This window comes from Acinetobacter sp. 802_lipA (assembly GCF_058242885.1).
The window spans coordinates 176,684-202,563 of the sequence record NZ_JBZAYP010000002.1; the positions used below are offsets into that span (position 1 = coordinate 176,684).

Below are 25,880 nucleotides of genomic sequence, written 5' to 3' on the forward strand. Positions count from 1 at the left end.
ATTGCTACACTATTTTTTATTATATTTTTCTAACATTCGTTTTAGGAACGTTTCTAATTCTTGTAAATTTTGATCATCAAATTGTCCGATTTTCAAAGATACCTTTAATGTATTATGGTCAAATTTGATATTACCAGCAACTTTCCCATCATATTCAATTTTATGTACAATTGAAGTTTGAATAACATCTTTCGTTTCTCTTGACTTAAAGATTTTTTCAGCTAGTGATGCCAATTTTGTCTGTTCAACTTCTTTTTTAAGCAGATATGACCAGGCTTCGAATAATGCTTCTTTAGCATATTCATGGTTTTCTTCATGATCTGATAGAAACTTTTTCACTGCTGTAGCAGCAGTCCGTGCTAATAATGACGGCTGTTTTTCCAAATCTTCAATTAACTCTCCAGGTAATTTTTCAAAAGATAAATATTTATACATATCTTCACGATTCATACCTAATGACTTTGCTAACTTCTGCTTATTTTTTTTTAATTTTTCATCCAAAGAAGTTAATCCAACATATATTTCATAATCTGTCAGGTCTTCTCGCTTTAAATTTTCAGCTAATGTTAATAAAGCAACTTCTTCATCTGATGCATCAATAATGATTACTTCAATGGTGTTCTTATTGAGAAATTGGTGAGCTTTCAATCGTCTTTCACCAGCAATCAACTCATATTTATCATTTATTCTACGAACCGCAATTGGTTGTAATAGCCCTATTTCCTCAATTGATGCTGCTAAATCTTCAATATCTTGTTGATTAAAAAGTTTTCGAGGCTGGTTCGGACTAGCTTGAATATCTGTAATTTGTACATTACGTCTTAGCTCTTTGACATCTTTTATATGCTCCTTTTGGGCATTTTGATGCTTTTGAGTATTTTGCTGAAGACGTTTAGCCAATAGCTCTTTATTACTTACCATAGTATTTCCAGAATTATATTATCCGACACGTTGAACAATTTCTTGTGCTAAATTTTCAAAAGCTTTTCTAACTTTTGAGTTTTTATCAACAGATAATAAAGGTTGTTGCAAAATTGCAGCTTGATTAACCTTAGTGCTCATTGGAATTGTGGTATGCAATAATTCTCCAACTTGATTAAAAGCTTCATCTTTTATTAATTTACATACATTATGACGCTCATCATGTTTAATTAATAAAGCACCTAAGAGTTCTAATTTAGGGTTAACTCTTCTAATTTTACTTAAATGATTAATTAAATCAGTAACACCATAGAGACCGTATTGTGAACCAGATTCAATTGGGACAATAACATGTGTCGAAGCAGCTAAAGCATTGCTAGTTAGTAATTTTAAGCTCGGAGGGCAATCAATAAGAATGTAGTCATATAATCCTTCTAGAATTTCCAATTTATTTGAAAGTTCCTCGGATGGTCTTGGTACATCATCTTTCAATTGATCTTCAGTTTTACCAAGAGTTAATGAGCCATATATTAAGGAAACATTCTTAAATTTTGTTTCTTCTTCTAATGCTTCCGATAATAGACTTATATCACCAATAAGTAATTCAGCTGATGTAGTTTCAACTTCGCTAGGGTGTCTTAATCCTATATGTAAACTTGCATTTGCTTGTGGATCAAGATCAATGACTAAGACTTTATTTCCTAATTCAGCAAGTTCTGAAGCAAGATGTACTACGGTAGTTGTTTTCCCGCAACCACCCTTATGATTAGCTACAGCAATGATTTTAGTTGACATATTTGTATTAAGGAATTTACTTTGATTTCATTTAATATAAAGTTATTTGTAGCAACTTGCTACAGTTCCTTTGTCATATTTTTAAATTTAAAAGAAGTGGAAAAAAATTTAACTTTTTTAAAAATATAGCTAGCTAATTTTAATTAGTATTAATTAGTTAATTAGTTAATTATAATTAGACATATTTTATTTGTTTAAAAACAAATAGATATGATTTTTAAAGTGGAAGACATGTCACTAATAAGTGGAAGGTCTGTCATTGATAAGTGGAAGGTCTGTCACTGACAAGTGGAAGGCTTGTCACTAATGAGTGGAAGGTCTGTCACTGATAAGTGGAAGACTTGTCACTATGGTGGAAGACTTGTCATTATGATTTATTTTAACGTGGATTTTTTAGTTTAAAATATTATAATTCAATTGTTTATGGTGTTGATAAGTTTGCTTATCTTAGAATAAAGGTGGAAGGCTTGTCATTAGATGTTTTTGATTCTGTGGATAAACTATTTGTTTAAAATTTAATTGATAACATGATGTTTGATAGTCAAGAATATCTGAATGGTGGAAGGTTTGTCACTTGAGTGGTGGAATATTTATGGAGTAATTCCACTTTAGATATGTTGTAGGCTAGTCCTACTTTCAAGTTAATTGCTTTATCGACAAGGATGAACTATCAAAGGTGGAAGAATTGTCACTTATAAGTGTTTAATTCTATATTTATTCCACCATAAGATTGAATAGTATCTAAATTGCACTTTTATAGTGACACTTCTTCCACTCTTAGGGTGTTTGATGGTCATAAACTGAGTAAACTTAATATAAGAAAGTGAAAATAGTGAGCGGTTTGCATCTTCTTCCACTTTTGTGTATAACATATAGAAAATATTTTAATCTTTCCACTTATGAGTAATCACAACGAACCAGAAGAATTAGAACATCTACCTTATTGTATTGGTAATATTCGACATAATGGAGTAGTCAGTACAAGTAACCGTCTGATTAGACCCATTGAATTATCATCTAATGAGTATAAAGCTCTACTTTATGCAATGGCTGTTGCAAATTATGGTGAGAAGAATAATCAAGATCGTGAAATTACAGAGCAAACTTATATTTATTTGCATAAAGATGATTTAGGTGAATTATTAGGATTAGACAAAAAGAATTCCATTAATGTTGCTATTGATCGTATTTATAAAGAATTATCATCACGAGTAGCTCATTTTGTAATTGAAGAGCCCGTGGATGATAATAAGCGTAAAGTTAAAAAAGTACACTCAGTAGTTCCAATTATTCGTGAACTCCGTTGGGAAGATGATGCTAAAAATGCTTTGCAGATACGTTTCACCAGTGAAGTACTGCCATATTTTACTCGTTTAGCAAATGGAAATTTTACGACTTATCAATTGAAAGATTTATTTGCTTTGGACTCCGTAACCAGTATGAGTTTGTATTCATACTTTATCAAAAATGAATTTAAGTATGCTAATCAAGATTCTTATGAGGTTGAACTTTCACTGGAGAATATCAAAGCATTAATTGATATTGGGGAGAAAAAATATGATCGTTGGGTTGATTTTAGACGATACGTTTTAGACAAAATTATTGAAGAAATTAATGATAGGACTAGTCTTCAATTACAATACGATACCATCAAGAAAGGTCGACCTATTGTCGGAGTTCGATTTAAAATTCTTAATAGGCACGCCACTGAAGTCATTGCATCTAATACTAATGATAAGACTCAAATCTATTTAGACGTCAATTTTGATGATAATGCGCTTGTTAAAGAATTAGGTGCGAAGTTCGATATGACTGTAAGGTCTTGGTACATCTATGCAAACGACCCAAATTATAAACAGTTTAGTAAGTGGTTTAAGACAGAAGGGTGCTTAACTGAATCTCAAGCAAATGTGATAGTGAATGATATTATGTTCCAAATGGATTTTGCTGTAGCTGGCAGTTCAATGAGTGAATTTAAGCGAGAAATGAAATATAAACTAAAAAATAATCCAAATTTTGTAAAAGAAAATAGAAAACGTTTGAATGAAATATTTGGAAAAGACGTTATATGACTGTGTAGCAACTTGCTACACTTTTCACTATAAGGTGTAAAATAAGATTGATATCAGTTTACTTCATATTTTGATAGCTAATTATTAGACCTATGAACAAATTATTCATCCATTAAGGTAGAACATGAAAACTAATCCTTACATTCCTAACCACACACTTACGAAGACAGATCAAGGTTATGTTGTTAATTTTATCGTTAAACAAAATAAACCGATACCCGTATTTGAGAATATGTCACTTTGAACCGTACCGGGTTTGTCGGAGACTTTTTTATTTAAGTTAGGCCACCTGACCTAACGGGTTAATCTTATCATAGTACATTGCTTCAAACTCAAAAGGCGATACATAACCCAGTGCACTGTGTACACGCTTTTTATTGAACCAATATACCCAGTTTAGTGTCGCAAGTTGTACATCTGCTAAACTGAACCGTACCGGGTTTGTCGGAGACTCAATATTCTGAGAGACTATTCCGATGACAAAATTAAAATATACCCCTGAAATCAGAGAAAGAGCGGTTCAATTATTGATTGAATCTGAAAAAGATTATCCTTCTACTTGGGCTGCAATCACAGCAATTGCGCCTAAGATTGGTTGTACTCCTGAAACACTTCGTGCCTGGCATCAAAAGCATTTAGATCAGCAAAATCCTATTAAAGTACAACAGATATCTGATCAAGAAAAAATGAAGCAAATGGAACGTGAAATTAAAGAATTAAAGCGTGCCAATGAAATTCTACGTAAAGCAGCCGCTTTTTTCGCCCAGGCGGAGCTCGACCGCCCACACAAATAATGGTGGATTTCATCCATAACAATAAAGACTTATATGGTGTTGATGCGATTTGTAGGATTTTACCGATCGCAGCTTCAACCTATTACCGGACTCTAGATCTCTGCGATGAGAAGCATTGCTTCGCAAGGGAACATCGAGCAAAGCGAGATTTACATGACTTGCATCATGCTGAGGAGATTAAACGAATTTGGAAGGAAAGTTCAGGTCGGTATGGTGTACGTAAAGTCTGGCAAAAACTGAAACGTGAAGGCTATATTATTGCACGCTGTACTGTTGCTCGATTAATGAAAAAGCTAGGTATACAAGGTGTTTGGCGAGGTAAGAACAAACAAACCACCCGTAGCCGAGATGACCAAAAACGGGCAGATGATTTAGTGAAACGTAATTTTACTGCTGATCATCCTGACCCTTGCGAAGCAGTGCTTCTCAGGTCAGTGACTTTACGTATATTCAAACAAATTCAGGCTGGGTCTACACCGCCTTTATTATTGATGTATTCTCACGAGCAATTGTTGGCTGGAAAGTATCTACACGAATGAATACAGATATGGTGCTCGATGCATTGGAGCAAGCATTGCACGATCTAGGCATGCCAAAGAATGTGATTCATCATTCCGACAGAGGTGTGCAATATCTTTCCATTCGCTATACCAATCGTTTAGAAGCAGCAAATTTACGAGCATCAGTCGGTACGACTGGTGATTCATACGATAATGCTCTGGCTGAAACGGTGAATGGCTTATACAAAACAGAGGTGATTGAATATCTAAAAGCAGATTGGCAAGGTTTAGCAGATGTACAACTTGCGACACTAAACTGGGTAGATTGGTTCAATAAAAAGCGTGTACACAGTGCACTGGGTTATGTATCGCCTTTTGAGTTTGAAGCAATGTACTATGATAAGATTAACCCGTTAGGTCAGGTGGCCTAACTTAAATAAAAAAGTCTCCGACAAACCCGGTACGGTTCAGTTCAAAACCTATTTAGGGCATACCATTGTGAAAAAACATACCCAGATTGATAACTGTCACTATATTGATGTCGGTTCCTCTTATACCCAGAAGCTGTGTATAGTCAAAATTAAATAAGGATAAAGACGGTGATATAAAAGATCTCCTTACGAAGAAATGAAAAGCATCAATATGATGGCTTTATCAAACGATTAATTAATAGGTTTTATAAGGTAAAAACTTGCCAGACAATACGACATTTACCCGGTCACCGTTCGGGTTTTCCTCACGCTGAATATCCATGCTGAAGTCGATTGCGCTCATAATGCCATCACCGAATTCTTCATGGATCAGCTCTTTAATAGTCGAACCATATACATTTACAACTTCATACCAGCGGTAAATTAAAGGGTCCGTAGGCACACTGGTTGGTAAAGAGCCTTTGTAAGGTACAATTTGCAGCCATGCTACTGCCTCATCACTAAGGTCAAAAATCTGACCAATTTTCTCTGCCTGCTGTTTATTAAATGCCATTTGTCCCAGGCAGGCAGCCGTTACCCATTCTTTAGAAAGACCAATTTCTTTGGCGACATCTGCCCATTTAATTGACTTTAAAACTTTCGCTGAAATGATCATGTCAGTTACTTGTTGACGATGGGTAATCATAAAAATCTCCAGATTATTTTTGAAATACATTTATGTGAATTTTCATTAATGCAGTTCTCATGCCAACTAGAGGACGAAATTAGCTTTAAATAGAGCGTAAAAAATTGAATGATTTTTAAATAATTTATGGCACAGCTTTTGCTTTATTTATAACAAGCATGGCAATGGCGCCATAACAAAATTACCTGTTCTGATATTTAAGGCAACGACGCCTAAGGTTTCAAAGACCTTAGGCGTCTTTTTGTTTAAAAACAGGTCCAGATATTAAAAATGAGGACGATGACATGGCATATCTTGCTCCTGCAGAGTTTGCAAAAAAAGTGGTAGATGCGGGTGAATCCAAATTACATATGGCAACCCGTGATGTATTGATTCGTGCCTTTATGGCAGGTGCGATTTTGGCACTGGCAGCAGTATTTGCCATTACCATAGCCGTGCAAACAGGATCAGCACTAATTGGTGCGCTCCTGTTTCCAGTTGGTTTTTGTATGTTGTATTTATTGGGCTATGACCTGTTAACTGGGGTATTTGTACTTACGCCGCTGGCATGGCTAGATAAACGCCCAGGGGTGACATGGGGACGTATTCTAAAAAACTGGGGCTTGGTGTTTGTAGGGAACTTTACAGGCTGTTTAGTCGTTGCAGTGCTCATGGCAGCGGTTTATACCATGGGTTTTGCAGCGGATCCAAACCCTGTCGGCGTGAAAATTGCGCATATTGGCGAGGAGCGGACATTAGGTTATGCCGAATACGGATTCGCCGGCTGGATGACTATTTTTATCCGTGGCATGCTGTGTAACTGGATGGTGTCATTAGGTGTCATTGGCGCGATGATGTCTACTACGGTGAGTGGCAAATTCATTGCCATGTGGATGCCAATTATGCTGTTCTTTGCCATGGGCTTTGAGCACTCTGTCGTTAACATGTTCCTGTTCCCATTTGCCATGATGATGGGCGGTGACTTCTCGATTGCTGACTACTTCCTATGGAATGAACTGCCGGTTGCTTTAGGTAATCTGGTGGGTGGTTTGGCATTAACAGGTCTGGCACTTTATACAACCCATGTCCGTACTGGTGTTAAAAAAGAATTTTAATATTCACCATTTTATAAAGGGATCATATAGATCCCTTTTTGAGCTTTCAGCATGAAAAAAACATTAAAAGTCAGTATTGGGCAATATTCTACTGCCGGAATTAAACAACAGAACCAGGATTTCCATGGAGTATATCTGCCCGAAGGACATGTGCTGAAACAGAAAGGTATTGCCTGTGTTATAGCGGATGGAATCGGTAGCAGTAATGTCAGTCATCTTGCAGCAGAAACCGCCGTTGGCAGTTTTTTATCTGACTATTATTCTACTTCAGATGCCTGGAGTACACAGACTTCAGCAGAACGGGTGATCCGCGCGACCAATTCATGGCTTTATGCACAGACTCAACAAAGTCAAGGACGTTTTGATAAAGACCGAGGTTATGTCTGTACCTTATCTGCACTGATTTTAAAACAGCAACAAGCCCATGTTTTTCATGTTGGTGATAGTCGTATTTACCGCATTCGCGATCATGAAATTGAATTACTGACCCATGATCATCGTGTCTGGTTGTCTTCAAGAGAGCATTATCTTAGCCGAGCCTTAGGTGCCGACTATCGTATTGAAATTGATTATCGAAATATTGAGCTCAAAGAAAAAGATATTTTTTTACTGATGACGGATGGGGTCTATGAATTTGTCACAGATCAACAATTATTAGATTTAATTTTAGTAGATGCAGATTTAAATCAACTTGCCAAAGCATTCGTTGAAAAAGCTTTAGAACAGGGCAGTGATGATAACTTAAGTCTCCAGGTGATCCATGTAGAACAGCTGCCTGAACTGAATCAGTTTCATATTCAGCAGGATTATGTATTTCCACAACAGCTCAGTAAAGGTGAAGTGTTTGAAGGCTATGTGATTGATAAAATTTTGCACCAAAATCATCGCAGTTGCCTGTATTTGGCACACGATACTCAGCAGCAGCCCTTGGTTATAAAAACTTTGGGGGTAGATTTACAGCAAGATAAAAATGCCGTAGAGCAGTTTCAACTCGAAGATTGGGTATCGAAACGTCTGAAACATGACAACCTGATGCAGTGTTATCCACATAACACTGAGAAAAAATATTTATTCCAATGTTATGAATATTTACAGGGTGAAACCTTGGCTCAATGGCTGCATCGCCAAGAAAAGCCTTTAAATCTGGATGAGATTTTACCAATTTTGCAACAAACAGCCTTGGCTTTAAATGCAATGCACCGGCTGGAAATGCTACATCAGGATATACGACCAAAAAACATCATGGTTATAAATGCAGAAAATGCCATGAAAATTAAACTGATTGATTATGGTTCAACGGCAGTAAGAGGCCTGGTCGAAATTAATCCTAAAAATGCGAATCGAGCACTCGGAACCTTGGCATTTATGGCACCGGAGTATTTTATTGATCATTCGCCATCTGTACATTCAGACCAATTTTCTTTGGCGGTAATGGCCTATTATTTATTCACCAAACAATTACCTTATGGGACAGATTTAGCTCGCTGTAACAGTTTAAAGCAGATGAAAAAAGTTCAATATCATTCCATCAGGAAATATCGGCCAGATTTACCTATATGGTTAGATAAAATTTTAGGCCAAGCGCTGAGTATTGAACCGATACATCGTTTTGAGGCCTTGTCTGAACTCATTCATAATCTAATGCATCCTTCCAAAGAATTATTAAACTCTAAACCACCAGCAATCATTGAACGAGATCCTTTACGTTTTTGGCAAATGAGTTGCGCCGTATTAGGGCTATTATTTTTACTGAGTATTGCATGGCCATTTATTTGAAAAGATAGGATCAAACCATGCTTAAAATTGAAGGTACATAGATAAGTTTTTATTCAAACAGCTTTGTTGCACAAAGATTTGAAATGCAAAGCGCCCCTAATTGAGCTAAATTTAAGGCGTAATTTGGGTAAGTGGTCGACCTAATTCCGTAAATCTGTTGAGGACTGCTACACGTGCATGAATCTCATTGACTTGGCTATCAAAACGCCTTGCTCTGAGTTTATCTCCTAATAATTTAATGCAGTGCATCTTAGTTTCAACCAAACTTCACCGATGATAGCCTGATTTTTTCCATAGTGTCCTGCCTGAGAAGCACTGCTTCCAAGATTAACTGTTCGAAGTAATTCATTTCGATCTAGCGAGCTGCTCTTTGTATCTTTCCAAGGTTTCGCATTTTTTTCTAGGTGGAATCACCGCATGCGCTTGCCGATCTGCAATGACCTCACGGCATTGCTTGGTGTCATAAGCTCCATCGGTATAAACAGAGTCAATCCGCTCATCTTGTGGAATCTGATTAAGTAAATCACCAAGCACCTGTGAATCACTGACATTATTGGTTGTAAGCTGAACTGCTCGTATTTGCAGGGTTTTAGCATCTATACCAATATGAAGTTTACGCCATTGGCGACGATATTCAGGTCCATGTTTCTTGCGTTTCCATTCGCCCTCACCTAGAAACTTCATGCCTGTAGAGTCCATGAGTAGATGCAGCCCATCGCTACTTTTTTGGTAGCTGATTACAATATCAATATGCTTTTGTCTTCTACAAAGCGTGGTGTAATCTGGAGCTATCCAATTTAATCCGCAAAGTTTAATCAGACTTTGCACAAAGCCAGTGACCATACGTAAAGACAGACGGAATAAGGATTTAATCATTAAGCAGCATTGGATGGCTGCATCGGAGTAGGTTTGATTTCGCCCTTATTTTGCCTTTTGATGGAGCATACCATTGCGTAGCAGGATCAAACCAAATGGCAATATTTCCGCGATGAACGAGTGCTCGGTTATATGCGGGCCAATTGGTTGTGCGGTAGATTTTATGTGTAGGCTTCTTCATTTGAAAATTATATCGCTGAAAAAGCCTTTACAGATAGGTTTGTGCAACAAAGCCTCTATGAACTTAAAGTAACATGTTCTAAATTTAACATAATGGCGGTTTTACGAAATTAAAATGTTAGAACCCATTTAAAGTGTCTATATTCTCACCAATAAAAATGTCTGGTTTATGATGATTTTTATCACCATGGACTGGATATAAAATATAGATGCTGATCACTATGTCTGACAAAGAAATTCAACGTCTTGCAGTTCTGCAAGACGTTCGAGATCATCGTATTACCCAGGTCCGTGCTGCTGAAATCCTGAATCTTTCCACCCGTCAAATTACCCGATTATTGCAGAAGCTCAATCAAGATGGTGTTTCAGGTCTGGCGCATGCCAGTCGTGGTCAACCTGGTCATCGTCGCCATGACGACTTGTTAAAATCAAAATGTGTTTCCATTATTTCTGAACATCTGCTTGGATTTGGACCCACCTTGGCGCATGAGAAGCTCAGCAGCATGTTTGACCTGAATATCCCGGTAGAAACGGTTCGGCGCTGGATGACGGCCAATGACCTGTGGATTCCTCGATCCAAACGTCTAAAACGCCCATACCAGCCACGCTATAACCGGGATTGCTTCGGTGAACTGATCCAGATTGATGGCTCATATCATGACTGGTTTGAAGGAAGAGCCACCAAATGCTGTTTGCTGGTATTTATCGATGATGCTACCGGCAAGCTGTTGCATCTGCGCTTTTGTGAAGCTGAAACGACCTTTGACTATATGCTTTCAACCCGAGCCTACATTGAGCAATACGGCAAGCCCTTGGCCTTTTATAGCGATAAACACTCGGTATTCCGAGTGAATCAGAAATCCAGCCAAGACAGCAAGATCACGCAATTTGGCCGGATTCTGAATGAGTTAAACATTGATATTATCTTCGCCAATTCCCCACAGGCCAAAGGCCGCGTAGAACGAGCGAACAGAACCCTTCAGGACCGTCTGATCAAGGAGATGCGCCTGGAAGGAATCGGTTCGATTGCAGAAGCAAATGCATGGTTGCCCTGCTTTATTGAGCAGTTCAATCAGAAGTTCGCCAAATGTGCGCGAAACTCAAAGAACCTGCATCGGCCATTAACCGAATCTCATCTTGAACTGGATGATATTTTTACCTGGCAGGAACCGCGTAAGGTCACCAAGAATCTGACCCTGACGTATGACAAATGTATTTATCTGCTTGAACCGACAGAGCTGAATCATAAGCTTGCTGGGCAATACATTTCATTTCTGGAGTACCCGGATGGCACTGTGGCACTCATACACGAGGGACGAAAGCTCAACTACAGCATCTTCAATAAATTGGCTGGGCTACAGCAAAATGAGATTGTTGAGAATAAACGGTTAGGTTCAGTCCTGGCGCATATTCAACAGCAGCATGAAGAACTAGAAAAACAGAATAAACGTTCCCGGGCCAAGAAAAGTATGCCGAGTCGTAAAGCTCAGAAAGCTGTTATTGAACAAAGAAATTTAAATCCTGTGCTTGACTCTTGTGGTTAAAAACAGGACATTTTAAATGGTTTATCGCATAGACATTTTAATTGGTGAATAACATAAAAAATCCTAGACTCAAATCTAGGGTTTAAATTTAAAAAAATACATAAAAATTAATAACATGGTATTAATATTGTCCCATTGTAATTTGTTTCAATTCTAATGAATTATGAAACTCAAAATGTAAATAATTATCAAATATTTTGTATTTAAGCCAACTGTTACTTTCTCTTTCGGGGGTTTCAAATAAATTAGCTACAGATTGCATCGTACTTTTGTGATTAATACCTGTGATCAGATTTTCTAAAAATGGGTATGGGTAATATTCTTCATTCTCTTTGACGTAGATGAAAATGGTATCTAGTATCTGATGTTCATTAAACCTGAACGTAATACCTCTCTTAAAAAATTGCCAATAGGATAGCTTTTCTCCACCAAAATTAGTCTCTAATGAGTCAAACTCACTTGCAACAAGAATAACTGCTTTCAAAATATCTGAACTTGACTCTTTAGTTCCAAGACAAGATAAAAAAACCTCTACATCACCTGAAAAATTCACTTATGACATACCTAAATCAAAATTTTCTTTATCCTTTGGTTTTTATCATATTAAAAATGAAATCTCTGATTCAAAGTTAAAATTTTCAAAAGCTGTATCCATTTAACATAAATCTCTTATACGAATTCTAGCCCTGCATAGGGCGGGCTAGATATAGCGATTAGACCCAATTCTCTAGCTTCAGACCATCAATTCGTTCAAATTCTTTTGTATTGTTCGTAACTAATACAACATCCAATGCCAAAGCATGAGCAGCGATCAGCATATCTAAGCTGCCAATCGGTTTACCTGTAGATTGAAGATTCTGGCGTAATTTGGCGTAATGCCAAATCGCCTGTTCATCGTAAGGAAGAATCTCTAAAGGTGACAAAAACTTGTTTAACGCCTTTTTATTGCGTTCAGATCCAGACTTCTCTACACCAAAAGCCAGCTCAGATGCCGTGATACTCGAAATCGCAAGCTGGCCGAGTTGATATTGCTTAAAGCGCTCAAAAACTTGTTGAGGCTTATTGTTGATGACATAGATACAAATATTTGTGTCTAAGAGGTAAATCATCTGAACTCCTCACGGAGCTGTTCGCCTTGATCAGCTCGCTCCAATTGGAATCCAACCTCAAACTCATTTATTGCTTCTAACATGACATCCCAAGGATTGTCGATGGGCATGAGTAATACACCACGACCGAAGCTTTTGATGGCCACTTCCGTGCCATTAAAGCGAAAGGCTTTAGGCAAGCGAACAGCCTGACTGCGACCAGTTTGAAATACTTTCGCAATTTCCATAATTACCTCCCGAAACCAAGATATATATCATTGATATATATCTTAACATTAAATCTTGTAAAGTCAAAGTGAAATTAAAATCATAAGGCAATAAAAAAGCCCGACATCCTGTCGGGCTTTTTCATATCGGGGTGCTCGTCTTACTGATCTCGTGCTGCCCATTCCTTGCGCTATTTTCTTATTCTTGTTTTCTGGAAACATCCAGTTCCCTTATGTATTCATCATAGGGCTAATGCTTTGGATTACCAATCCTCAAAAATCTTAAATTCATGTAAGTTTTAGCTTACAAAGTTGGCCTATTTTATCCCAAGAGTTGTCCGCAGAAATTGGGGATTATTTATGAACTGTGACCCTTGAGAAATCAGGAAAAAATGCAAAAACGAATGTTTTTTGATCAATTTTATTGGCTAAAAGTTACAGTTTTGCTTAAAAAGAAACCGACTTGTTTCCAAGTCGGTTGAACGAGAACGTTCCAGAGGGTATGAATAACGATAAGATACTGATCTTAAAGTAATATTAAAAACACTGTTATTCACCAATTAAAATGTCTATGCGATAAACCATTTAAAATGTCCTGTTTTTAACCACAAGAGTCAAGCACAGGATTTAAATTTCTTTGTTCAATAACAGCTTTCTGAGCTTTACGACTCGGCATACTTTTCTTGGCCCGGGAACGTTTATTTTGTTTTTCCAATACTTCATGTTGCTGTTGAATATGCGCCAGGACTGAACCTAACCGTTTATTCTCAACAATCTCATTTTGCTGCAGCCCAGCCAATTTATTGAAGATGCTGTAGTTGAGCTTTCGTCCTTCATGCATGAGGGCCAAAGTGCCATCCGGATACTCCAGAATTGAAATGTATTGCCCAGCAAGCTTATGATTCAGCTCTGTCGGTTCAAGTATATAAATACATTTATACGCCAATCTCAACTTTAAATAAGCTTTTCAAATTGAATCGGCGAATAACCACATTTTTTATTCATAACGACGCAGACCGTATGTGACAAAATCTTTCTGATAAAACGATGCGATAAGTGCCATAAATCTCTTGCCCTTACTTTTTGAATATTAAAGCGATCAGTTAATTGACCAATGACCGTTTCAATTTTCCTTCGTGCTCTCATAAGCAACCTCATTGATTCTTGAGATCTAGAGTCCGGCATATTCTTTCTTAAAGGAGTTTGTAGATCAACATACTGAAATTTATAGTATTCTTTCAAGCTGGGTCTTAAGTAACCTTTATCTGCACCTAGTAACCCATGAATATTTTCTGTGATTTCTGGTGCAACATCACGCTCATCTACATTTGCTGGAGCGAAAGTATAGCCAGTAATCATACCCTCCAAATTAATTACAAGATGCCCTTTAAAACCATAGTATTTCTCTTGTTGTGCAGCACAATAACTAAAACCTGCATGTTCTTTGAAATTCTTGTGTCTTTTTGCTCGACTATAACGACAAACAGGTATAGGAAATCCATCAATAAAATGAATATGATCCTGACCATAATGTGCAGTTAATTGGGCTGTGATTTTTTGATGAACTTGCCATAAGTTTGCACAATGCTTACAAAAGTTAGGATATGAACCTAAATGAGGGAACCAACTTAAGTAATTGTTTTTAAAAAACATCCATATGCTTTTATCCGTATCCATTTTGAGACACTCACCAACAATTTGCATTGTGATAATTTCAATATCGGTTAAAGCAGGTGGAAAACCACGTTTTCTTAATGGTTCAGAGACTATAGTTGGGTAAATTTCCTCTATGATTAAATAGACAATGATGATAAATTCTTCAGTGGACATAACTGTAATTTTATTTTCATAGACGGATTTAAAATGAGGTTATGTCCTTTTTATTTCAATGACTTAAAAAGTTGAGATTGGCGTATTTATCATACGTGATGGTTAGGTTCTTCGTGACCTTACGCGGTTCCTGCCAGGTAAAAATATCATCCAGTTCAAGATTAGATTCGGTTAGGGGTAGATGTAAATTCTTCGAGTTTCTCGCACACTTGGCAAATTTCTGATTGAAGTGCTCAATGAAGCAGGGTAGCCATGCATTGGCTTCGGCAATTGAACTGATGCCTTCCAAACGCATCTCCTTGATCAACCGGTCTTGAAGGGTTCTATTCGCGCGTTCTACGCGACCTTTAGCCTGTGGTGAGTTGGCAAAGATAATATCAATGTTTAACTCATTCAGAATCCGGCCAAATTGCGTGATCTGGCTGTTTAGGCTAGATTTTTGGTTCACTCGGAAGACCTAATGTTTGTCGCTATAAAAGGCCAGATGTTTGCCGTATTGTTCAATGTAGGCTCGGGTTGAAAGCATATAGTCAAAGGTCGTTTCGGCCTCACAAAAGCGCAGATGCAACAGCTTTCCAGTAGCATCATCGATATAAACCAGCAAGCAGCACTTAGCAGCGCGTCCTTCGAACCAGTCATGATATGAGCCATCAATCTGGATTAGCTCACCGAAGCAATCCCGGTTATAGTGTGGCTGATATGGACGTTTAAGGCGCTTGGATCGAGGAATCCAGAGGTCATTTGCCGTCATCCACCGCCGAAGCGTTTCTACCGGGATATCTAGGGCAAACATGCTGCTGAGCTTCTCATGCGCCAAGGTGGGTCCAAATCCAAGCAGATGTTCAGAAATAATAGAAAAAATTTCGATTTTAATAAATCATCATGGCGACGATGACCTGGTTGACCACGACTGGCATGTATCAGGCCTGAAACACCATCTTGCTTTAGCTTGTGCAATAATCGGGTTATTTGACGGGTTGAAAGATTAAGAATTTCTGCAGCACGGACTTGGTTAATACGTTGATCTCGAACGTCTTGCAGAACAGCAAGACGTTGAATTTCTTTGTCAGACATAGTGATCAGCATCTATATTTCATATCCAGTCTATGATGTTTAAACCATCATAAACTAGACATTTTTATTGGTGAGAATATAGACATTTCTATTTTGGAGTTACACTTAGTGTTATTCCTAAGTAGAAATGTCCTACCTAATAACCAAATAGAAATGTCCTATATGGACATTTCCAAGTCAAGCACAGGATTTAGATTTCGTTCTTGAATTGCTGTTTTCTGTGCACGTCTGCTTGGCATCTTTTGAGAACGATTACGTTTGTTTTGCTGTTCCAGTTCTTCATGCTGTTGTTGGATATGATTCAGAACAGCACCCAACCGTTTATTCTCAACAATCTCTCGCTGATTCAGCTGACTTAATTTATCGAAGAGGCTGTAATTGATCTTTCGGCTATTATGCATGATGGCTACAGTACCATCCGGGTATTCAAGGAACTAAAGATACTTACCGATCAACCTTTGATTTTCTTCGGTGTTTTCCAGGAGATATACGCATTTATCATAAGTAATCGTCAGGCTATTCGTGACTCTGAGGGGTTCACGCCAAGTAAAAATATCATCTAATTCTTCGGCTGTTTCAGTGATAGGCCGATGTAGATTCTTAGGATTAAAAGCCAGCTTGGCGAACTTCTGATTGAACTGCTCAATGAAGCAGGGTAGCCAGGCATTCGCTTGCTCAATCGAACAGATGCCTTCCAGGCACATCTCCTTGATCAGACGATCCTGAAGGGTTCTGTTAGCACGTTCCACACGGCCTTTGGCCTGCGGTGAATTAGCGAAGATGATATCGATATTCAGGGTGCTGAGTACACGTCCAAACTAGGTAATCTTGGTGTCTTTCTTGCTGCTTTGATTCACTCTTAAGACTGAATGTTTGTCGCTGTAAAATGCTAAAGGCTTACCGTGCTGTTCGACATATAAGCGTGTTGAAATCATATAGTCAAAGGTTGATTCTGACTCACAGAAGCGTAAATGCTGTAATTTTCCTGTGGCATCATCGATAAATACCAGCAGACAGCACTTAGCAGCGCGTCCTTCAAACCAGTCATGGTGTGAGCCATCGATTTGAATCAGTTCACCATAACAATCTCGGTTATAACGAGGCTGATACGGGCGTTTCAGGCGCTTGGATCGAGGAATCCATAAGTCAGCTGCAATCATCCAGGAACGCAGGGTTTCTACTGAAAGATCGAATCCATGTACGGTGGTGAGCTTTTCATGCGCTAAAGTGGGTCCGAAACCATGGAGTTGGTCAGAAACAATATTGAGGCACTTGAGTCTGAGTTCTTCAGGAAGTTTGGAATTGCTGATTTGGCCACGACCGGCATGGGCTCATGCAACTGGACCTTGGGCTTTGTATTTCTGCAGTAAGCGTCTGATCTGACGTTCTGAAATATGAAGTAGCTGAGTAGCCTGGGATTGAGTTATGCGTTGATCGCAGATTTCCTGCAAGACCGACAATCGTTTAAGTTCTTTATCCGACATAGACACCAACATATCAAACCGTCCGCTAAGGAAATTGCAGAAGTGCATATTCTAAAAGCGGACATTTCTATTTTGGAGTTACAAAACCCATTTCGTATAAGAGATTTTATGTTAAGTGTATTTTTATATCTATAAAAAACTTTCCATATAAATGATTTATATGAAATATATGTGATAATTTGAATCTTAAAAGTATCAGAGAAGATAAAATGGGAAAAAGTCTAAATTTAGCAAATTCAATTTTCGCAGGCTTTAATGATAAAAACGGATTAATGATTTGTGGTTATGAATGGGGTGAAGAATCACAAAGTAAGGGGCAAGAAGTTATAATAGATATGACTAAAGAATGTACCTTTTCTAATAAATCATTGCGATATGGTGATGTTGCTAAGACATGGATTAAATACGATAAAAGAATTAGAACTTGGTTTTCTATGTGGGGGCATCCTCTAAATGAGGAAGGCTTAGGCGATGCTTTCGACAAAATGATTGTACAAACTAATTGGGCTGTAGAATCAAAAAAATCTCGTTCTGCAATTCCTTTCTACAAACAAGATGAAAATGTTGATAATTTTATAGCACATATAGAAGAACTTAGACCTAAAGTAATTCTGTTTATGGGAAGTGAGCTTTTAACTAAGGTACTAAAATTTTATAAAGTAAGGGATAAATTCACTCCAATTATGGGCAATGAAATTGAAAAATTGCAAACATTAAGAATGCCTGATTATCATGGCTCATTGGCTTATATCAATAAATTTGAAAACTGCACTGTAGTTGGGTTGCCACATCCTTCTAGTGGTCGTGGAATTACAAATGAGTATATTGAATTCTGTGGATCTGAATTAAATCCTATTATTTCTCAATTTAAAAAAGATCGCGGTATTGCATAAAATTTATGAAAAAAGTCCATCTCATCCAAGCAGATATAACAGCTTTTGCTGTACATGCCATCGTTAACTCAGCAAATAAATCTTTGCTTGGTGGTGGGGGACTTGATTATGTGATTCATAAAAAAGCTGGACCATTGATGAAAGAAGAATGTGTTCGTCTAAATCAAGAAAAAGGTGGATGCCCTACAGGTCAAGCAGAAGTAACAACAGCAGGTAATCTGCCTGCTAAATACCTTATTCATGCGGTTGGACCACGATGGTTAGATGGCGAACACAATGAGCCACAATTGCTTTGTGATGCTTATAGTAATGCACTATTCAAAGCTAATGAAATTCATGCACTCACTGTTTCTTTTCCATGTATTAGTACAGGTGTTTATGGTTTTCCACCTCAAAAGGCTGCTGAAATTGCGATTGGCACCATACTCTCTATGTTGCCTCAATATGATCATGTTGCAGAAGTATTTTTTATCTGCCGAGAGGATGAAAATTATTTAATTTATAAGAATATTTTATCGAATATCGATGATCCAAATATTCAGATTCTGATTTCTTAGTTTAAATTATCGAAAGCTCGTATAAGAATTCAGCCACAATTTTGGCTAACAATTCATGTTCTTCTTGTGATTCAACAATATCGACCATCAAATCATCTAAACCTGTTTGTTCCTGAATGGTAACACCTTGAATTTCTAGATAAGTCAGCATTACAGCTAAACCAGTTCTTTTATTACCATCAACAAAAGCATGACCTTTTGAGATAGCAATACCAAACCATGCTGCGATCTCAAAAATGTCGCTTACATTGCTGTAATACATCTGCTGATCTATACGGCTTAATACGCTTTCTAGCTTTTCAATATGACAGCCTGTTCGCCCCACGCCAGTTTGTAATAGGATCTCATCATGTACAGCGATCACGAATGTTGAGCTAATCAAACTCATTTATAAGCAAGCTCTTGAAGTTCTGCTTTATGCTGCTTAATAACTCGTTTAGCACTGTGCATCACAACACGTTTTGTTGCTTCATCATTGCTAAATTGAATTGGTAATACTTGACCTGAAACCTTTTGGCGATTTGAAACTTGATCAAGGCTATAGTCTTTTAAACGCTTTCTCATCTTCATACCCCTATTAAAAGAGAATTTCATTTTAGCCTAAATTAAACAATTAAGTACGATAGTGAGGATCTTTTCTTGGAATAGCATTTTCTGAATCTATATCAAAGAAATCATAAATTTTAGTGGCTGTTACTGTGTTAAATAATTTTTTGTCCATATACACGATTGCTTTTCCTTTATTTGCGTCGAAAATTACCCTACCCCTTGGAATCTGTTCATATTCATAATGACGTAGTTCTGGGTATACACTTTGCATATTTTTCCAATAATCGACATGTGTATATGGACTATCAATTAAGCCTATTGAATCTGCATCATTTAAATTGAATGGATGAGCTATGCCGATAACTTGCTTTTGCAAAAACCAAAAAATTCCTATTTTCATTTTTCATCAACTGATTAATTTCCCTAAAATTAACATAATACACCTTATACGAAATTCGTTATAATTCTCTTTAGAAATCAATGCTGTAGTTTCTAGTTGATAGCCCATCTTCCCCAAGGTGGGCTTTTTTTATGATTTTTCACGTTCCACGCTTATTATTTAATCAAAAGACCTCTTGCGAAAGTATAGTTTATCTAATTTTTGAATTGGCTAAAACCTCATAAAATATAGCTTTTGGCTGCTTAAAATTTGACTAACGCAAGAATTCTAAAGTTTCTCAACTTTGATTAGCTCAAATAAATACCATTTCTATTTTTCTAGGTCTCTTTAAATCACGAATTATGTAACTATAGAGTATACCCTAAAGTTACAATCTGAAAGTTCATGAAATTATGTATCATTTAAATGATTTTTAATCATAAATAACATGTAACTTTAGTATTAAAGATTTATAATTTACGAAATTGTTCATTTTTATCCAATTGGGGCGTGAAAAATTGAAAGGCCAAAAAGTAGGGTATATCCGGGTAAGTTCTGTCGAGCAAAACACTGGACGTCAACTTGAGGGAATTGAAGTCGACCGGATTTTTGTTGACCGTGCTTCAGGTAAAAATACTGACCGACCTAAATTTCAGGAAATGTTGAACTATGTCCGGGAAGGGGACAGGGTGATTGTACATTCCATGGATCGTTTTGCGCGAAGCCTGAAAGATTTGGTCACTGAAGTAGATAAACTGGTCAAACGAGGGATCGCCATCCAGTTTGTAAAAGAGAATATTACTTTTACTGCCCAATCCACGCCGATGGATAATTTGATGCTGCAACTGATGGGTGCTTTTGCTCAATTCGAGCGGGAAATTATCTTAGAACGTCAGAAAGAAGGGATTAAGATCGCAGCAGCTCAGGGCAAATATAAAGGTCGTGTCCATAAATTGAATCCAGATCAAGCTAAAGCATTACTGCAAGCCTGGAAAGAAGGGAAGTATTCATCAAAAGTTGATCTGGCAAAAGCGTTTGGTATCAGTAGACAGGCTGTCTATCGGTATTTAAAACAAATTAATTAGTCACTAGATGGACTGAAAGGTGCCTACAAAATCAGTGGCTATTCAGATATTACAATTAGCTACCAAAAAAGTAGAGATGGTCTGCATCTACTCGTGGACTCTACTGGCTTGAAGTTTCTAGGTGAAGGTGAATGGAAATGCAAGAAACATGGATCTGAATATCGTCGCCAATGGCGTAAGCTCCATATTGCTATAGAAGCTGAAACCCTTCAAATACGTGCAGTACAACTCACGACAAATAATGTCAGCGATTCACAAGTGCTCGAAGATTTACTTTCTCAAGTTCCCTTGGATGAACGAATTGATTCAGTCTATACAGATGGTGCTTATGACACAAAGCACTGCCGACAAGTCATTTTAAATCGTGATGCACATGCGGTCATTCCACCCAGGAAGAATGCAAAGCCTTGGAAAGATCAGCAAGTCAGGTCTATAGAACGAAATGAGTTATTGAAAACAGTCAAACTGCTAGGAAGGTCACTTTGGAAAAAGTGGTCTGGTTATCATCGTCGAAGTTTGGTGGAAACCAAGATGCATTGCATCAAATTATTAGGCGATAAATTAACAGCAAGGAGTTTTCCTAGTCAGGTGAATGAGATTCATGCACGCGTAGCCGTCTTGAACAAATTCACAGAATTGGGGCGCCCTCACACCCAAGTTGTCACTTGAATTTGGCTCAATTAGGATCGCTCTATCTTTCAAACCTTTATGCAACAAAGCCAGTCCCTATGTTAATTTGAAGAATGCTTCAATCTGACGGCTGCGAACCGCCAGGGACAGGCGCAATGTCAGATTCTGTCGCGGCCTTGGCGCGTGCCTGGAAGCGTTCATAGCAATCCAGCCCGCAGAAATGTTCGACGTATTCCGCGCCTTCCGGGGTGAAGGCGGCATCGAGCGGAATTTCTTTGCAGCATACGCAGCAGGTGGTGCAACTGGCAGTGTTCGGGGCGTTTGCGTTCATGGTGGTACTCCTCCAGATTGGTAGCGAAGCTCAAAGCTGCCCACTCTCGGCTGGCTGGGAAGCGGTCATGATCTTCCCTTGAAGGCCCGCAGCAGCCGCGTCACAGACAGGACAAACAAGCCGGTCAGCGTGAGGGCTGCAATACCCCAGTGCTCCCCGATGAACGCGCCGGCCGTCGTGCCGGCTAGCACAATGGCGAGAATCGGCAAATGGCAGGGACAGGTGAGCACGGCCAGCGCGCCCCACAAGTAGCCGGTGATCGGTTTGTGCGTCTCAGACGGCAAGTGCTCTGGGCTGTTCATGGCAGACTCTCCGCGTGCTGTGCCGGTTCGGTTGGCATGGCGGCCAGTTGCATTTCGAGGCTGGCCAGGGCCTCGCGCCGACGCTCGACGAGTTGCCGCAACACGGCAAGCTGCGCAGACGCACCGTCACCGTCCGCAGCATCCAGCGCCCGGCACAGCCGCGCCAGTGCGTCCAGGCCGATACCCGCTTCGAAGGCAGCCCGTACAAAGCGCAGCCGTTGCAACGCGGTGTCATCGAACAAGCCGTAGCCGCCCGTGGTGCACGCGACCGGCCGTAGCAATCCGCGCAGCAGGTAGTCGCGCACGATATGCACGCTCACCCCGGCATCAAGGGCCAGCCGGGACACTGTGTAGGCGCTCATTGAACACCTCCTTTTCCTCATCCGGCGCAGCACGAAAGCTGCTTCACGTCCTTGCTGAAGGTCTGCGCCGCGAGCTTCAGCCCTTCGACCATGGTCAGGTAGGGGAACAATTGGTCGGCCAGTTCCTGCACGGTCATACGGTTGCGAATGGCGAGCACCGCCGTCTGGATCAGTTCACCCGCTTCCGGGGCCACCGCTTGCACGCCGATGAGCCGTCCGCTACCTTCCTCGATGACCAGCTTGATGAAGCCGCGTGTGTCGAAGTTGGCAAGCGCACGCGGCACGTTGTCCAAGGTCAAGGTGCGACTGTCGGTCTCGATCCCGTCGTGATGTGCTTCCGCCTCGCTGTAGCCCACGGTGGCGACCTGCGGGTCGGTGAATACCACGGCCGGCATTGCGGTCAGGTCCAGGGCCGCATCGCCGCCAGTCATGTTGATCGCAGCACGGGTGCCGGCCGCTGCCGCCACATAGACGAACTGAGGCTGGTCGGTGCAGTCGCCAGCCGCATAAATGTGTGGCGTACTGGTGCGCATGCCCTTGTCGATGACGATGGCCCCCTGCGCATTGGCAGCGACTCCCGCCGCTTCCAATGCCAGGCTGCGCGTGTTCGGTGCCCTGCCAGTGGCGACCAGCAGCTGGTCGGCGCGTATTTCACCGTACCCGGTGGTCAGCACGAATTCGCCGTCCACATGCGCGACCTGGCTGGCTTGCGTGTGTTCCAATACCTTGATCCCTTCGGCACGGAACGCGGCTGTAACGGCCTCGCCGATGGCCGGGTCGTCGCGGAAGAACAGCGTGTTGCGAGCTAGGATCGTGACCTGGCTGCCCAGCCGGGCGAAGGCTTGCGCCAGTTCCAGCGCGACCACCGACGAGCCGATCACGGCTAGGCGTTCGGGAAGGGTGTCGCTGACCAGGGCCTCGGTCGAAGTCCAGTAGGGTGACTCTTTCAGGCCTGGAATCGGCGGCACGGCCGGGCTGGCACCCGTGGCGACTAAGCAGCGGTCGAAAGCTACCACGCGCTCGCCACCATCGTTTAAACGGACGACCAGGCTCTGCTCATCCTTGAAACGCGCCTCACCATGTACAACGGTGATGGCCGGGTTGCCGTCCAGAATGCCTTCGTACTTGGCATGGCGCAGTTCTTCGACGCGCGCCTGCTGCTGGGCCAGTAGTTTGCTGCGGTCAATCGCAGGCACAGTCGCCGCGATACCGCCGTCGAACGGACTTTCCCGACGTAAATGGGCGATGTGGGCGGCGCGAATCATGATCTTGGACGGCACGCAGCCGACGTTGACGCAGGTGCCGCCGATGGTGCCGCGCTCGATCAGCGAGACGTGCGCGCCTTGCTCGACGGCCTTCAGTGCTGCCGCCATTGCCGCGCCACCGCTACCAATGACGACGACCTGCAACGGGCGTTCGTTGCCACTGGGCTTATCAGCGGCCCCTATCCAGCCGCGCATCTTGTCGAGCAGGCCGGCGCGGTTGTCCGTCGGTGGCGCATCGGCAAGCGTTGCCTCGTAGCCCAGTCCGGCCACGGCGGTAGTCAGCGCATCCGATGACGTGCCCGCCTCAATGGCGAGTTGCGCTGTGCCCTTCGGATAGGACACCAGCGCCGATTGCACGCCGGGCACTTTCTCCAAGGCTTCCTTGACGTGAGCCGCGCACGAGTCGCAGGTCATCCCGGTGATTTTCAGGGTGGTCATGTATTTTTCCTTTTCTGTGGTGGCTACGGCTGTTGCCGTCAGCCACGTTGTTCTGGCAATTCACAGCTGTCCGGCCCGCAGCGGCGATGTGCTGGCGAGATGAAATCCCAGACCGACACCCCAACCATCAAGGCCAGGCCGACATAGAGCAGTCCACCGCTCTGCCAGCCGTAAGCCCGCATTAAAAACACCGCTGCCAGCACCAAGATCGGGCCTATCGTGCCGAGCGCCGTGCGTCGCCACTGTCGATGATTGAGCCAAGCGATAGCATTGGCGAGTAACGTGATGCCGGCGAACATCGGCAGCAGGATGCCAATGAATAGCCCCTCGTACTGGCTCAAGAAGCCCAGTCCGATGGCCGCGCCAAAGCTGGCGATGGCAGGAAAACAGGCGGCGCAGCCCATCGCGGAAACGACGCTGCCGAGCGCGCCGGTTTTGCCAGCGATGCGCGTGATGAGTCCCATGTGTCGCTCCCGAGTTCGGTTAACGGATCAGCGTTTGAGGCTGGACGGATAGCCCGCGTCCTCGGTCGCCTTGGTCAACTTCTGGACGTTGGTCTTGGCATCGTCGAAGGTGACGACGGCCTGGCGCTTGTCGAAACTTACGTCGGTCTTGCTCACGCCCTCAACCTTGGAAAGCGCGTGCTTGACAGTGATCGGGCAAGAGGCGCAGGTCATGCCAGGCACGGACAGCGTGACGGTCTGAGTGGCGGCGAACACGGGGGCAACGAAAGCGGCGAGAGCGAGGGAGGCAAACAGCTTTTTCATGATGAACTCCTGATTAGTAGAAAAATGGCATGACGTAGGGAAAACCAAGCGCGACCAAGACCAACACGGCGACGAACCAGAAAATGAGCTTGTAGGTGGTGCGCACTTGCGGAATCGCGCACACCTCGCCCGGCTTGCAGGCTGCGGTCGGTCGGACGATGCGCCGCCAGGCAAAGAACAGTGCAACCAGCGCCGCGCCGATGAAGATCGGCCGATACGGCTCCAATACCGTCAGGTTGCCGATCCATGCCCCGCTGAACCCCAAGGCGATCAAAACCAGCGGCCCCAGGCAGCAGGCCGACGCAAGAATGGCGGCCAGCCCACCGGCGAAGAGCGCGCCGCGCCCGTTTTGTGGTTCAGACATACGCTTGTCCTTTCAAATTTGGTTTGGATAGCTTAAGCTTACTTCCGTAGTTATGTACGGAGTCAAGCGATATGCAAATTAATTTTGAGAATCTGACCATTGGCGTTTTTGCCAAGGCGGCCGGGGTCAATGTGGAGACCATCCGGTTCTACCAGCGCAAGGGCCTGCTGCCGGAGCCAGACAAGCCCTATGGCAGCATTCGCCGCTATGGCGAGGCGGATGTAACACGAGTGCGGTTCGTGAAATCGGCCCAGCGGCTGGGCTTTAGCCTGGACGAAATCGCCGAGCTACTGCGGCTGGAGGATGGCACCCATTGCGAGGAAGCCAGCGGCCTGGCCGAGCACAAGCTCAAGGATGTGCGCGAGAAGATGGCCGACTTGGCACGCATGGAGGCCGTGCTGTCTGAACTGGTGTGCGCCTGCCATGCGCGGAAAGGGAACGTTTCCTGCCCGCTGATTGCGTCACTGCAAGACGGAACGAAGCTCGCTGCATCGGCGCGGGGGAGTCACGGGGTGACTACGCCTTAGCGTGCTTTATTTTCCGAATTCTGAGACGACCCCTAGATGCCTGGTCAAGACTGCATACTT

At 41.6% G+C, this 25,880-nt stretch carries 26 protein-coding genes, 7 pseudogenes and 1 other annotated feature; of the genes and pseudogenes, 11 read left to right on the forward strand and 22 right to left on the reverse strand.

All coding sequences use genetic code 11. The features are described from left to right. Positions 1-9: 9 nt before the first annotated feature. Together AC4CU3_RS18555 and AC4CU3_RS18560 are read right to left on the reverse strand one after the other, a co-directional pair. Positions 10-921, reverse strand: a complete 912-nt coding sequence (locus AC4CU3_RS18555) for a ParB/RepB/Spo0J family partition protein (protein ID WP_004763138.1) — start codon at positions 919-921, stop codon at positions 10-12. An 18-nt stretch (positions 922-939) separates the two neighbouring features. Continuing rightward, complete coding sequence (locus tag AC4CU3_RS18560; protein WP_063454627.1) at positions 940-1,716, reverse strand: ParA family protein; 777 nt, start codon at positions 1,714-1,716, stop codon at positions 940-942. A gap of 899 nt (positions 1,717-2,615) precedes the next feature. On the opposite strand from AC4CU3_RS18560, the gene AC4CU3_RS18565 reads away from it, so the two are divergent. Beyond that, complete coding sequence (locus tag AC4CU3_RS18565) at positions 2,616-3,788, forward strand: replication initiation protein (RefSeq protein ID WP_004763141.1); 1,173 nt, start codon at positions 2,616-2,618, stop codon at positions 3,786-3,788. Positions 3,789-4,068: 280 nt separating this feature from the next. Here AC4CU3_RS18565 and AC4CU3_RS18570 read toward each other — a convergent pair whose 3' ends face one another. Continuing rightward, on the reverse strand, positions 4,069-4,296 hold the full coding sequence (locus tag AC4CU3_RS18570) for an integrase core domain-containing protein (protein WP_094148895.1): 228 nt from the start codon (positions 4,294-4,296) through the stop codon (positions 4,069-4,071). On the opposite strand from AC4CU3_RS18570, the pseudogene AC4CU3_RS18575 reads away from it, so the two are divergent. Next, a pseudogene (locus AC4CU3_RS18575) lies at positions 4,265-5,513 on the forward strand (IS3 family transposase). The gene AC4CU3_RS18570 and the pseudogene AC4CU3_RS18575 sit on opposite strands and share 32 nt — an antisense overlap. Then, positions 4,540-4,656: a sequence feature (AL1L pseudoknot), on the forward strand. It overlaps the preceding pseudogene by 117 nt. Positions 5,514-5,562: 49 nt before the next feature. Further along, positions 5,563-5,670 (forward strand): annotated as a pseudogene (locus tag AC4CU3_RS18580) (metallophosphoesterase); the annotation flags it as partial. Positions 5,671-5,748: 78 nt separating this feature from the next. On the opposite strand, the gene cynS reads toward AC4CU3_RS18580, so the two are convergent. Further along, positions 5,749-6,198: a cyanase gene (gene cynS, locus AC4CU3_RS18585; RefSeq protein ID WP_000628076.1), complete on the reverse strand. Its 450-nt coding sequence runs from the start codon at positions 6,196-6,198 to the stop codon at positions 5,749-5,751. A 284-nt stretch (positions 6,199-6,482) separates the two neighbouring features. Between cynS and AC4CU3_RS18590 the strand changes: the two genes are divergently transcribed. Further along, entirely contained in the window at positions 6,483-7,292 is an 810-nt protein-coding gene (locus AC4CU3_RS18590) for a formate/nitrite transporter family protein (RefSeq protein WP_000323725.1), read from the forward strand. Positions 7,293-7,343: 51 nt separating this feature from the next. Beyond that, positions 7,344-9,068 (forward strand): bifunctional protein-serine/threonine kinase/phosphatase, encoded by a 1,725-nt coding sequence (locus AC4CU3_RS18595; RefSeq protein WP_000751934.1) that lies wholly within the window; start codon positions 7,344-7,346, stop codon positions 9,066-9,068. Positions 9,069-9,179: 111 nt separating this feature from the next. On the opposite strand, the pseudogene AC4CU3_RS18600 reads toward AC4CU3_RS18595, so the two are convergent. Then, positions 9,180-10,125, reverse strand: a pseudogene (locus tag AC4CU3_RS18600) (IS5 family transposase). Between the two features lie 208 nt (positions 10,126-10,333). On the opposite strand from AC4CU3_RS18600, the gene AC4CU3_RS18605 reads away from it, so the two are divergent. After that, a complete protein-coding gene (locus tag AC4CU3_RS18605) occupies positions 10,334-11,668 on the forward strand; it encodes an ISNCY family transposase (protein WP_279045267.1) in 1,335 nt (444 codons plus the stop codon). Positions 11,669-11,789: 121 nt separating this feature from the next. Here AC4CU3_RS18605 and AC4CU3_RS18610 read toward each other — a convergent pair whose 3' ends face one another. The 7 genes and pseudogenes from AC4CU3_RS18610 to AC4CU3_RS18640 form a co-directional block, all read right to left on the reverse strand. Further along, positions 11,790-12,221 carry a DUF6392 family protein gene (locus tag AC4CU3_RS18610; protein WP_176538575.1) on the reverse strand — a complete coding sequence of 144 codons (432 nt, stop codon included), beginning with the start codon at positions 12,219-12,221 and terminating at the stop codon, positions 11,790-11,792. A 160-nt stretch (positions 12,222-12,381) separates the two neighbouring features. Further along, positions 12,382-12,777: a type II toxin-antitoxin system tRNA(fMet)-specific endonuclease VapC gene (gene vapC / locus AC4CU3_RS18615; RefSeq protein WP_063454755.1), complete on the reverse strand. Its 396-nt coding sequence runs from the start codon at positions 12,775-12,777 to the stop codon at positions 12,382-12,384. Beyond that, positions 12,774-13,004 (reverse strand): antitoxin, encoded by a 231-nt coding sequence (locus tag AC4CU3_RS18620; protein ID WP_000401521.1) that lies wholly within the window; start codon positions 13,002-13,004, stop codon positions 12,774-12,776. Before AC4CU3_RS18620 ends, vapC begins: the two co-directional genes overlap by 4 nt. A 580-nt stretch (positions 13,005-13,584) precedes the next feature. Further along, positions 13,585-13,935, reverse strand: a pseudogene (locus AC4CU3_RS18625) (ISNCY family transposase); the annotation flags it as partial. 2 nt (positions 13,936-13,937) lie between these two features. After that, a complete protein-coding gene (locus AC4CU3_RS18630; RefSeq protein ID WP_000102417.1) occupies positions 13,938-14,813 on the reverse strand; it encodes an IS982-like element ISAba825 family transposase in 876 nt (291 codons plus the stop codon). An 85-nt stretch (positions 14,814-14,898) separates the two neighbouring features. Beyond that, a pseudogene (locus AC4CU3_RS18635) lies at positions 14,899-15,899 on the reverse strand (ISNCY family transposase); the annotation flags it as partial. 146 nt (positions 15,900-16,045) lie between these two features. Further along, positions 16,046-17,371 (reverse strand): annotated as a pseudogene (locus tag AC4CU3_RS18640) (ISNCY family transposase). A 209-nt stretch (positions 17,372-17,580) separates the two neighbouring features. Between AC4CU3_RS18640 and AC4CU3_RS18645 the strand changes: the two are divergent. Both AC4CU3_RS18645 and AC4CU3_RS18650 read left to right on the forward strand, forming a co-directional pair. Next, a complete protein-coding gene (locus AC4CU3_RS18645; protein ID WP_016658768.1) occupies positions 17,581-18,264 on the forward strand; it encodes a hypothetical protein in 684 nt (227 codons plus the stop codon). A 5-nt stretch (positions 18,265-18,269) separates the two neighbouring features. After that, on the forward strand, positions 18,270-18,821 hold the full coding sequence (locus tag AC4CU3_RS18650) for a macro domain-containing protein (protein WP_016658769.1): 552 nt from the start codon (positions 18,270-18,272) through the stop codon (positions 18,819-18,821). Between the two features lies 1 nt (position 18,822). On the opposite strand, the gene AC4CU3_RS18655 is transcribed toward AC4CU3_RS18650, so the two are convergent. Genes AC4CU3_RS18655 through AC4CU3_RS18665 form a run of 3 tightly spaced genes read right to left on the reverse strand, consistent with a single transcriptional unit; the run spans position 18,823 to position 19,770 of the window. Continuing rightward, entirely contained in the window at positions 18,823-19,209 is a 387-nt protein-coding gene (locus AC4CU3_RS18655) for a type II toxin-antitoxin system death-on-curing family toxin (protein WP_004769969.1), read from the reverse strand. Next, a complete protein-coding gene (locus AC4CU3_RS18660) occupies positions 19,206-19,385 on the reverse strand; it encodes a hypothetical protein (RefSeq protein WP_016658770.1) in 180 nt (59 codons plus the stop codon). The genes AC4CU3_RS18655 and AC4CU3_RS18660 overlap by 4 nt, the downstream gene beginning before the upstream one ends. Before the next feature lie 49 nt (positions 19,386-19,434). Continuing rightward, positions 19,435-19,770: a hypothetical protein gene (locus tag AC4CU3_RS18665; RefSeq protein ID WP_035363642.1), complete on the reverse strand. Its 336-nt coding sequence runs from the start codon at positions 19,768-19,770 to the stop codon at positions 19,435-19,437. Positions 19,771-20,267: 497 nt separating this feature from the next. Here AC4CU3_RS18665 and AC4CU3_RS18670 point away from each other — a divergent pair, with 497 nt between their 5' ends. Continuing rightward, on the forward strand, positions 20,268-20,834 hold the full coding sequence (locus AC4CU3_RS18670) for a recombinase family protein (protein ID WP_180029048.1): 567 nt from the start codon (positions 20,268-20,270) through the stop codon (positions 20,832-20,834). A gap of 45 nt (positions 20,835-20,879) precedes the next feature. Continuing rightward, positions 20,880-21,503 (forward strand): annotated as a pseudogene (locus AC4CU3_RS18675) (IS5 family transposase); the annotation flags it as partial. A gap of 79 nt (positions 21,504-21,582) precedes the next feature. Here the strand turns inward: AC4CU3_RS18675 and AC4CU3_RS18680 are convergent. The 7 genes from AC4CU3_RS18680 to merT all read right to left on the reverse strand — a co-directional run bounded on the left by AC4CU3_RS18680 (position 21,583) and on the right by merT (position 25,293). After that, a complete protein-coding gene (locus tag AC4CU3_RS18680; protein WP_000993245.1) occupies positions 21,583-21,795 on the reverse strand; it encodes a DUF3330 domain-containing protein in 213 nt (70 codons plus the stop codon). Positions 21,796-21,860: 65 nt separating this feature from the next. Next, positions 21,861-22,097 (reverse strand): broad-spectrum mercury transporter MerE, encoded by a 237-nt coding sequence (gene merE / locus AC4CU3_RS18685; protein ID WP_001087807.1) that lies wholly within the window; start codon positions 22,095-22,097, stop codon positions 21,861-21,863. Continuing rightward, entirely contained in the window at positions 22,094-22,459 is a 366-nt protein-coding gene (gene merD, locus AC4CU3_RS18690; RefSeq protein ID WP_001277463.1) for a mercury resistance co-regulator MerD, read from the reverse strand. Before merD ends, merE begins: the two co-directional genes overlap by 4 nt. Before the next feature lie 17 nt (positions 22,460-22,476). Continuing rightward, a complete protein-coding gene (gene merA / locus AC4CU3_RS18695) occupies positions 22,477-24,162 on the reverse strand; it encodes a mercury(II) reductase (RefSeq protein ID WP_004644736.1) in 1,686 nt (561 codons plus the stop codon). 38 nt (positions 24,163-24,200) lie between these two features. Then, complete coding sequence (gene merC, locus AC4CU3_RS18700) at positions 24,201-24,626, reverse strand: organomercurial transporter MerC (protein ID WP_000522997.1); 426 nt, start codon at positions 24,624-24,626, stop codon at positions 24,201-24,203. A gap of 27 nt (positions 24,627-24,653) precedes the next feature. Then, positions 24,654-24,929 (reverse strand): mercury resistance system periplasmic binding protein MerP, encoded by a 276-nt coding sequence (gene merP, locus AC4CU3_RS18705; RefSeq protein ID WP_004178136.1) that lies wholly within the window; start codon positions 24,927-24,929, stop codon positions 24,654-24,656. 13 nt (positions 24,930-24,942) lie between these two features. Further along, positions 24,943-25,293, reverse strand: coding sequence for a mercuric ion transporter MerT (merT, locus tag AC4CU3_RS18710; protein ID WP_001294659.1), 351 nt, complete (start codon positions 25,291-25,293; stop codon positions 24,943-24,945). Positions 25,294-25,364: 71 nt separating this feature from the next. Here merT and merR point away from each other — a divergent pair, with 71 nt between their 5' ends. Next, complete coding sequence (gene merR, locus AC4CU3_RS18715) at positions 25,365-25,820, forward strand: mercury resistance transcriptional regulator MerR (protein ID WP_001166628.1); 456 nt, start codon at positions 25,365-25,367, stop codon at positions 25,818-25,820. Positions 25,821-25,880: the final 60 nt, after the last annotated feature.

Excerpts from the sequence above, each read along its gene's own strand:
- merR (WP_001166628.1), top strand. The coding sequence starts at position 25,365 with ATGCAAATTAATTTTGAGAATCTGACCATTGGCGTTTTTGCCAAGGCG.
- AC4CU3_RS18620 (WP_000401521.1), bottom strand. The coding sequence starts at position 13,004 with ATGGAAATTGCGAAAGTATTTCAAACTGGTCGCAGTCAGGCTGTTCGC.
- merC (WP_000522997.1), bottom strand. The coding sequence starts at position 24,626 with ATGGGACTCATCACGCGCATCGCTGGCAAAACCGGCGCGCTCGGCAGC.
- AC4CU3_RS18555 (WP_004763138.1), bottom strand. The coding sequence starts at position 921 with ATGGTAAGTAATAAAGAGCTATTGGCTAAACGTCTTCAGCAAAATACT.
- merA (WP_004644736.1), bottom strand. The coding sequence starts at position 24,162 with ATGACCACCCTGAAAATCACCGGGATGACCTGCGACTCGTGCGCGGCT.
- AC4CU3_RS18595 (WP_000751934.1), top strand. The coding sequence starts at position 7,344 with ATGAAAAAAACATTAAAAGTCAGTATTGGGCAATATTCTACTGCCGGA.
- AC4CU3_RS18660 (WP_016658770.1), bottom strand. The coding sequence starts at position 19,385 with ATGAGAAAGCGTTTAAAAGACTATAGCCTTGATCAAGTTTCAAATCGC.
- vapC (WP_063454755.1), bottom strand. The coding sequence starts at position 12,777 with ATGATTTACCTCTTAGACACAAATATTTGTATCTATGTCATCAACAAT.
- merE (WP_001087807.1), bottom strand. The coding sequence starts at position 22,097 with ATGAACAGCCCAGAGCACTTGCCGTCTGAGACGCACAAACCGATCACC.
- AC4CU3_RS18590 (WP_000323725.1), top strand. The coding sequence starts at position 6,483 with ATGGCATATCTTGCTCCTGCAGAGTTTGCAAAAAAAGTGGTAGATGCG.
- AC4CU3_RS18560 (WP_063454627.1), bottom strand. The coding sequence starts at position 1,716 with ATGTCAACTAAAATCATTGCTGTAGCTAATCATAAGGGTGGTTGCGGG.
- AC4CU3_RS18605 (WP_279045267.1), top strand. The coding sequence starts at position 10,334 with ATGCTGATCACTATGTCTGACAAAGAAATTCAACGTCTTGCAGTTCTG.
- merD (WP_001277463.1), bottom strand. The coding sequence starts at position 22,459 with ATGAGCGCCTACACAGTGTCCCGGCTGGCCCTTGATGCCGGGGTGAGC.
- AC4CU3_RS18630 (WP_000102417.1), bottom strand. The coding sequence starts at position 14,813 with ATGTCCACTGAAGAATTTATCATCATTGTCTATTTAATCATAGAGGAA.
- AC4CU3_RS18650 (WP_016658769.1), top strand. The coding sequence starts at position 18,270 with ATGAAAAAAGTCCATCTCATCCAAGCAGATATAACAGCTTTTGCTGTA.
- AC4CU3_RS18665 (WP_035363642.1), bottom strand. The coding sequence starts at position 19,770 with ATGAAAATAGGAATTTTTTGGTTTTTGCAAAAGCAAGTTATCGGCATA.
- merP (WP_004178136.1), bottom strand. The coding sequence starts at position 24,929 with ATGAAAAAGCTGTTTGCCTCCCTCGCTCTCGCCGCTTTCGTTGCCCCC.
- AC4CU3_RS18680 (WP_000993245.1), bottom strand. The coding sequence starts at position 21,795 with ATGAACGCAAACGCCCCGAACACTGCCAGTTGCACCACCTGCTGCGTA.
- AC4CU3_RS18655 (WP_004769969.1), bottom strand. The coding sequence starts at position 19,209 with ATGAGTTTGATTAGCTCAACATTCGTGATCGCTGTACATGATGAGATC.
- AC4CU3_RS18565 (WP_004763141.1), top strand. The coding sequence starts at position 2,616 with ATGAGTAATCACAACGAACCAGAAGAATTAGAACATCTACCTTATTGT.
- cynS (WP_000628076.1), bottom strand. The coding sequence starts at position 6,198 with ATGATTACCCATCGTCAACAAGTAACTGACATGATCATTTCAGCGAAA.
- AC4CU3_RS18645 (WP_016658768.1), top strand. The coding sequence starts at position 17,581 with ATGGGAAAAAGTCTAAATTTAGCAAATTCAATTTTCGCAGGCTTTAAT.
- merT (WP_001294659.1), bottom strand. The coding sequence starts at position 25,293 with ATGTCTGAACCACAAAACGGGCGCGGCGCGCTCTTCGCCGGTGGGCTG.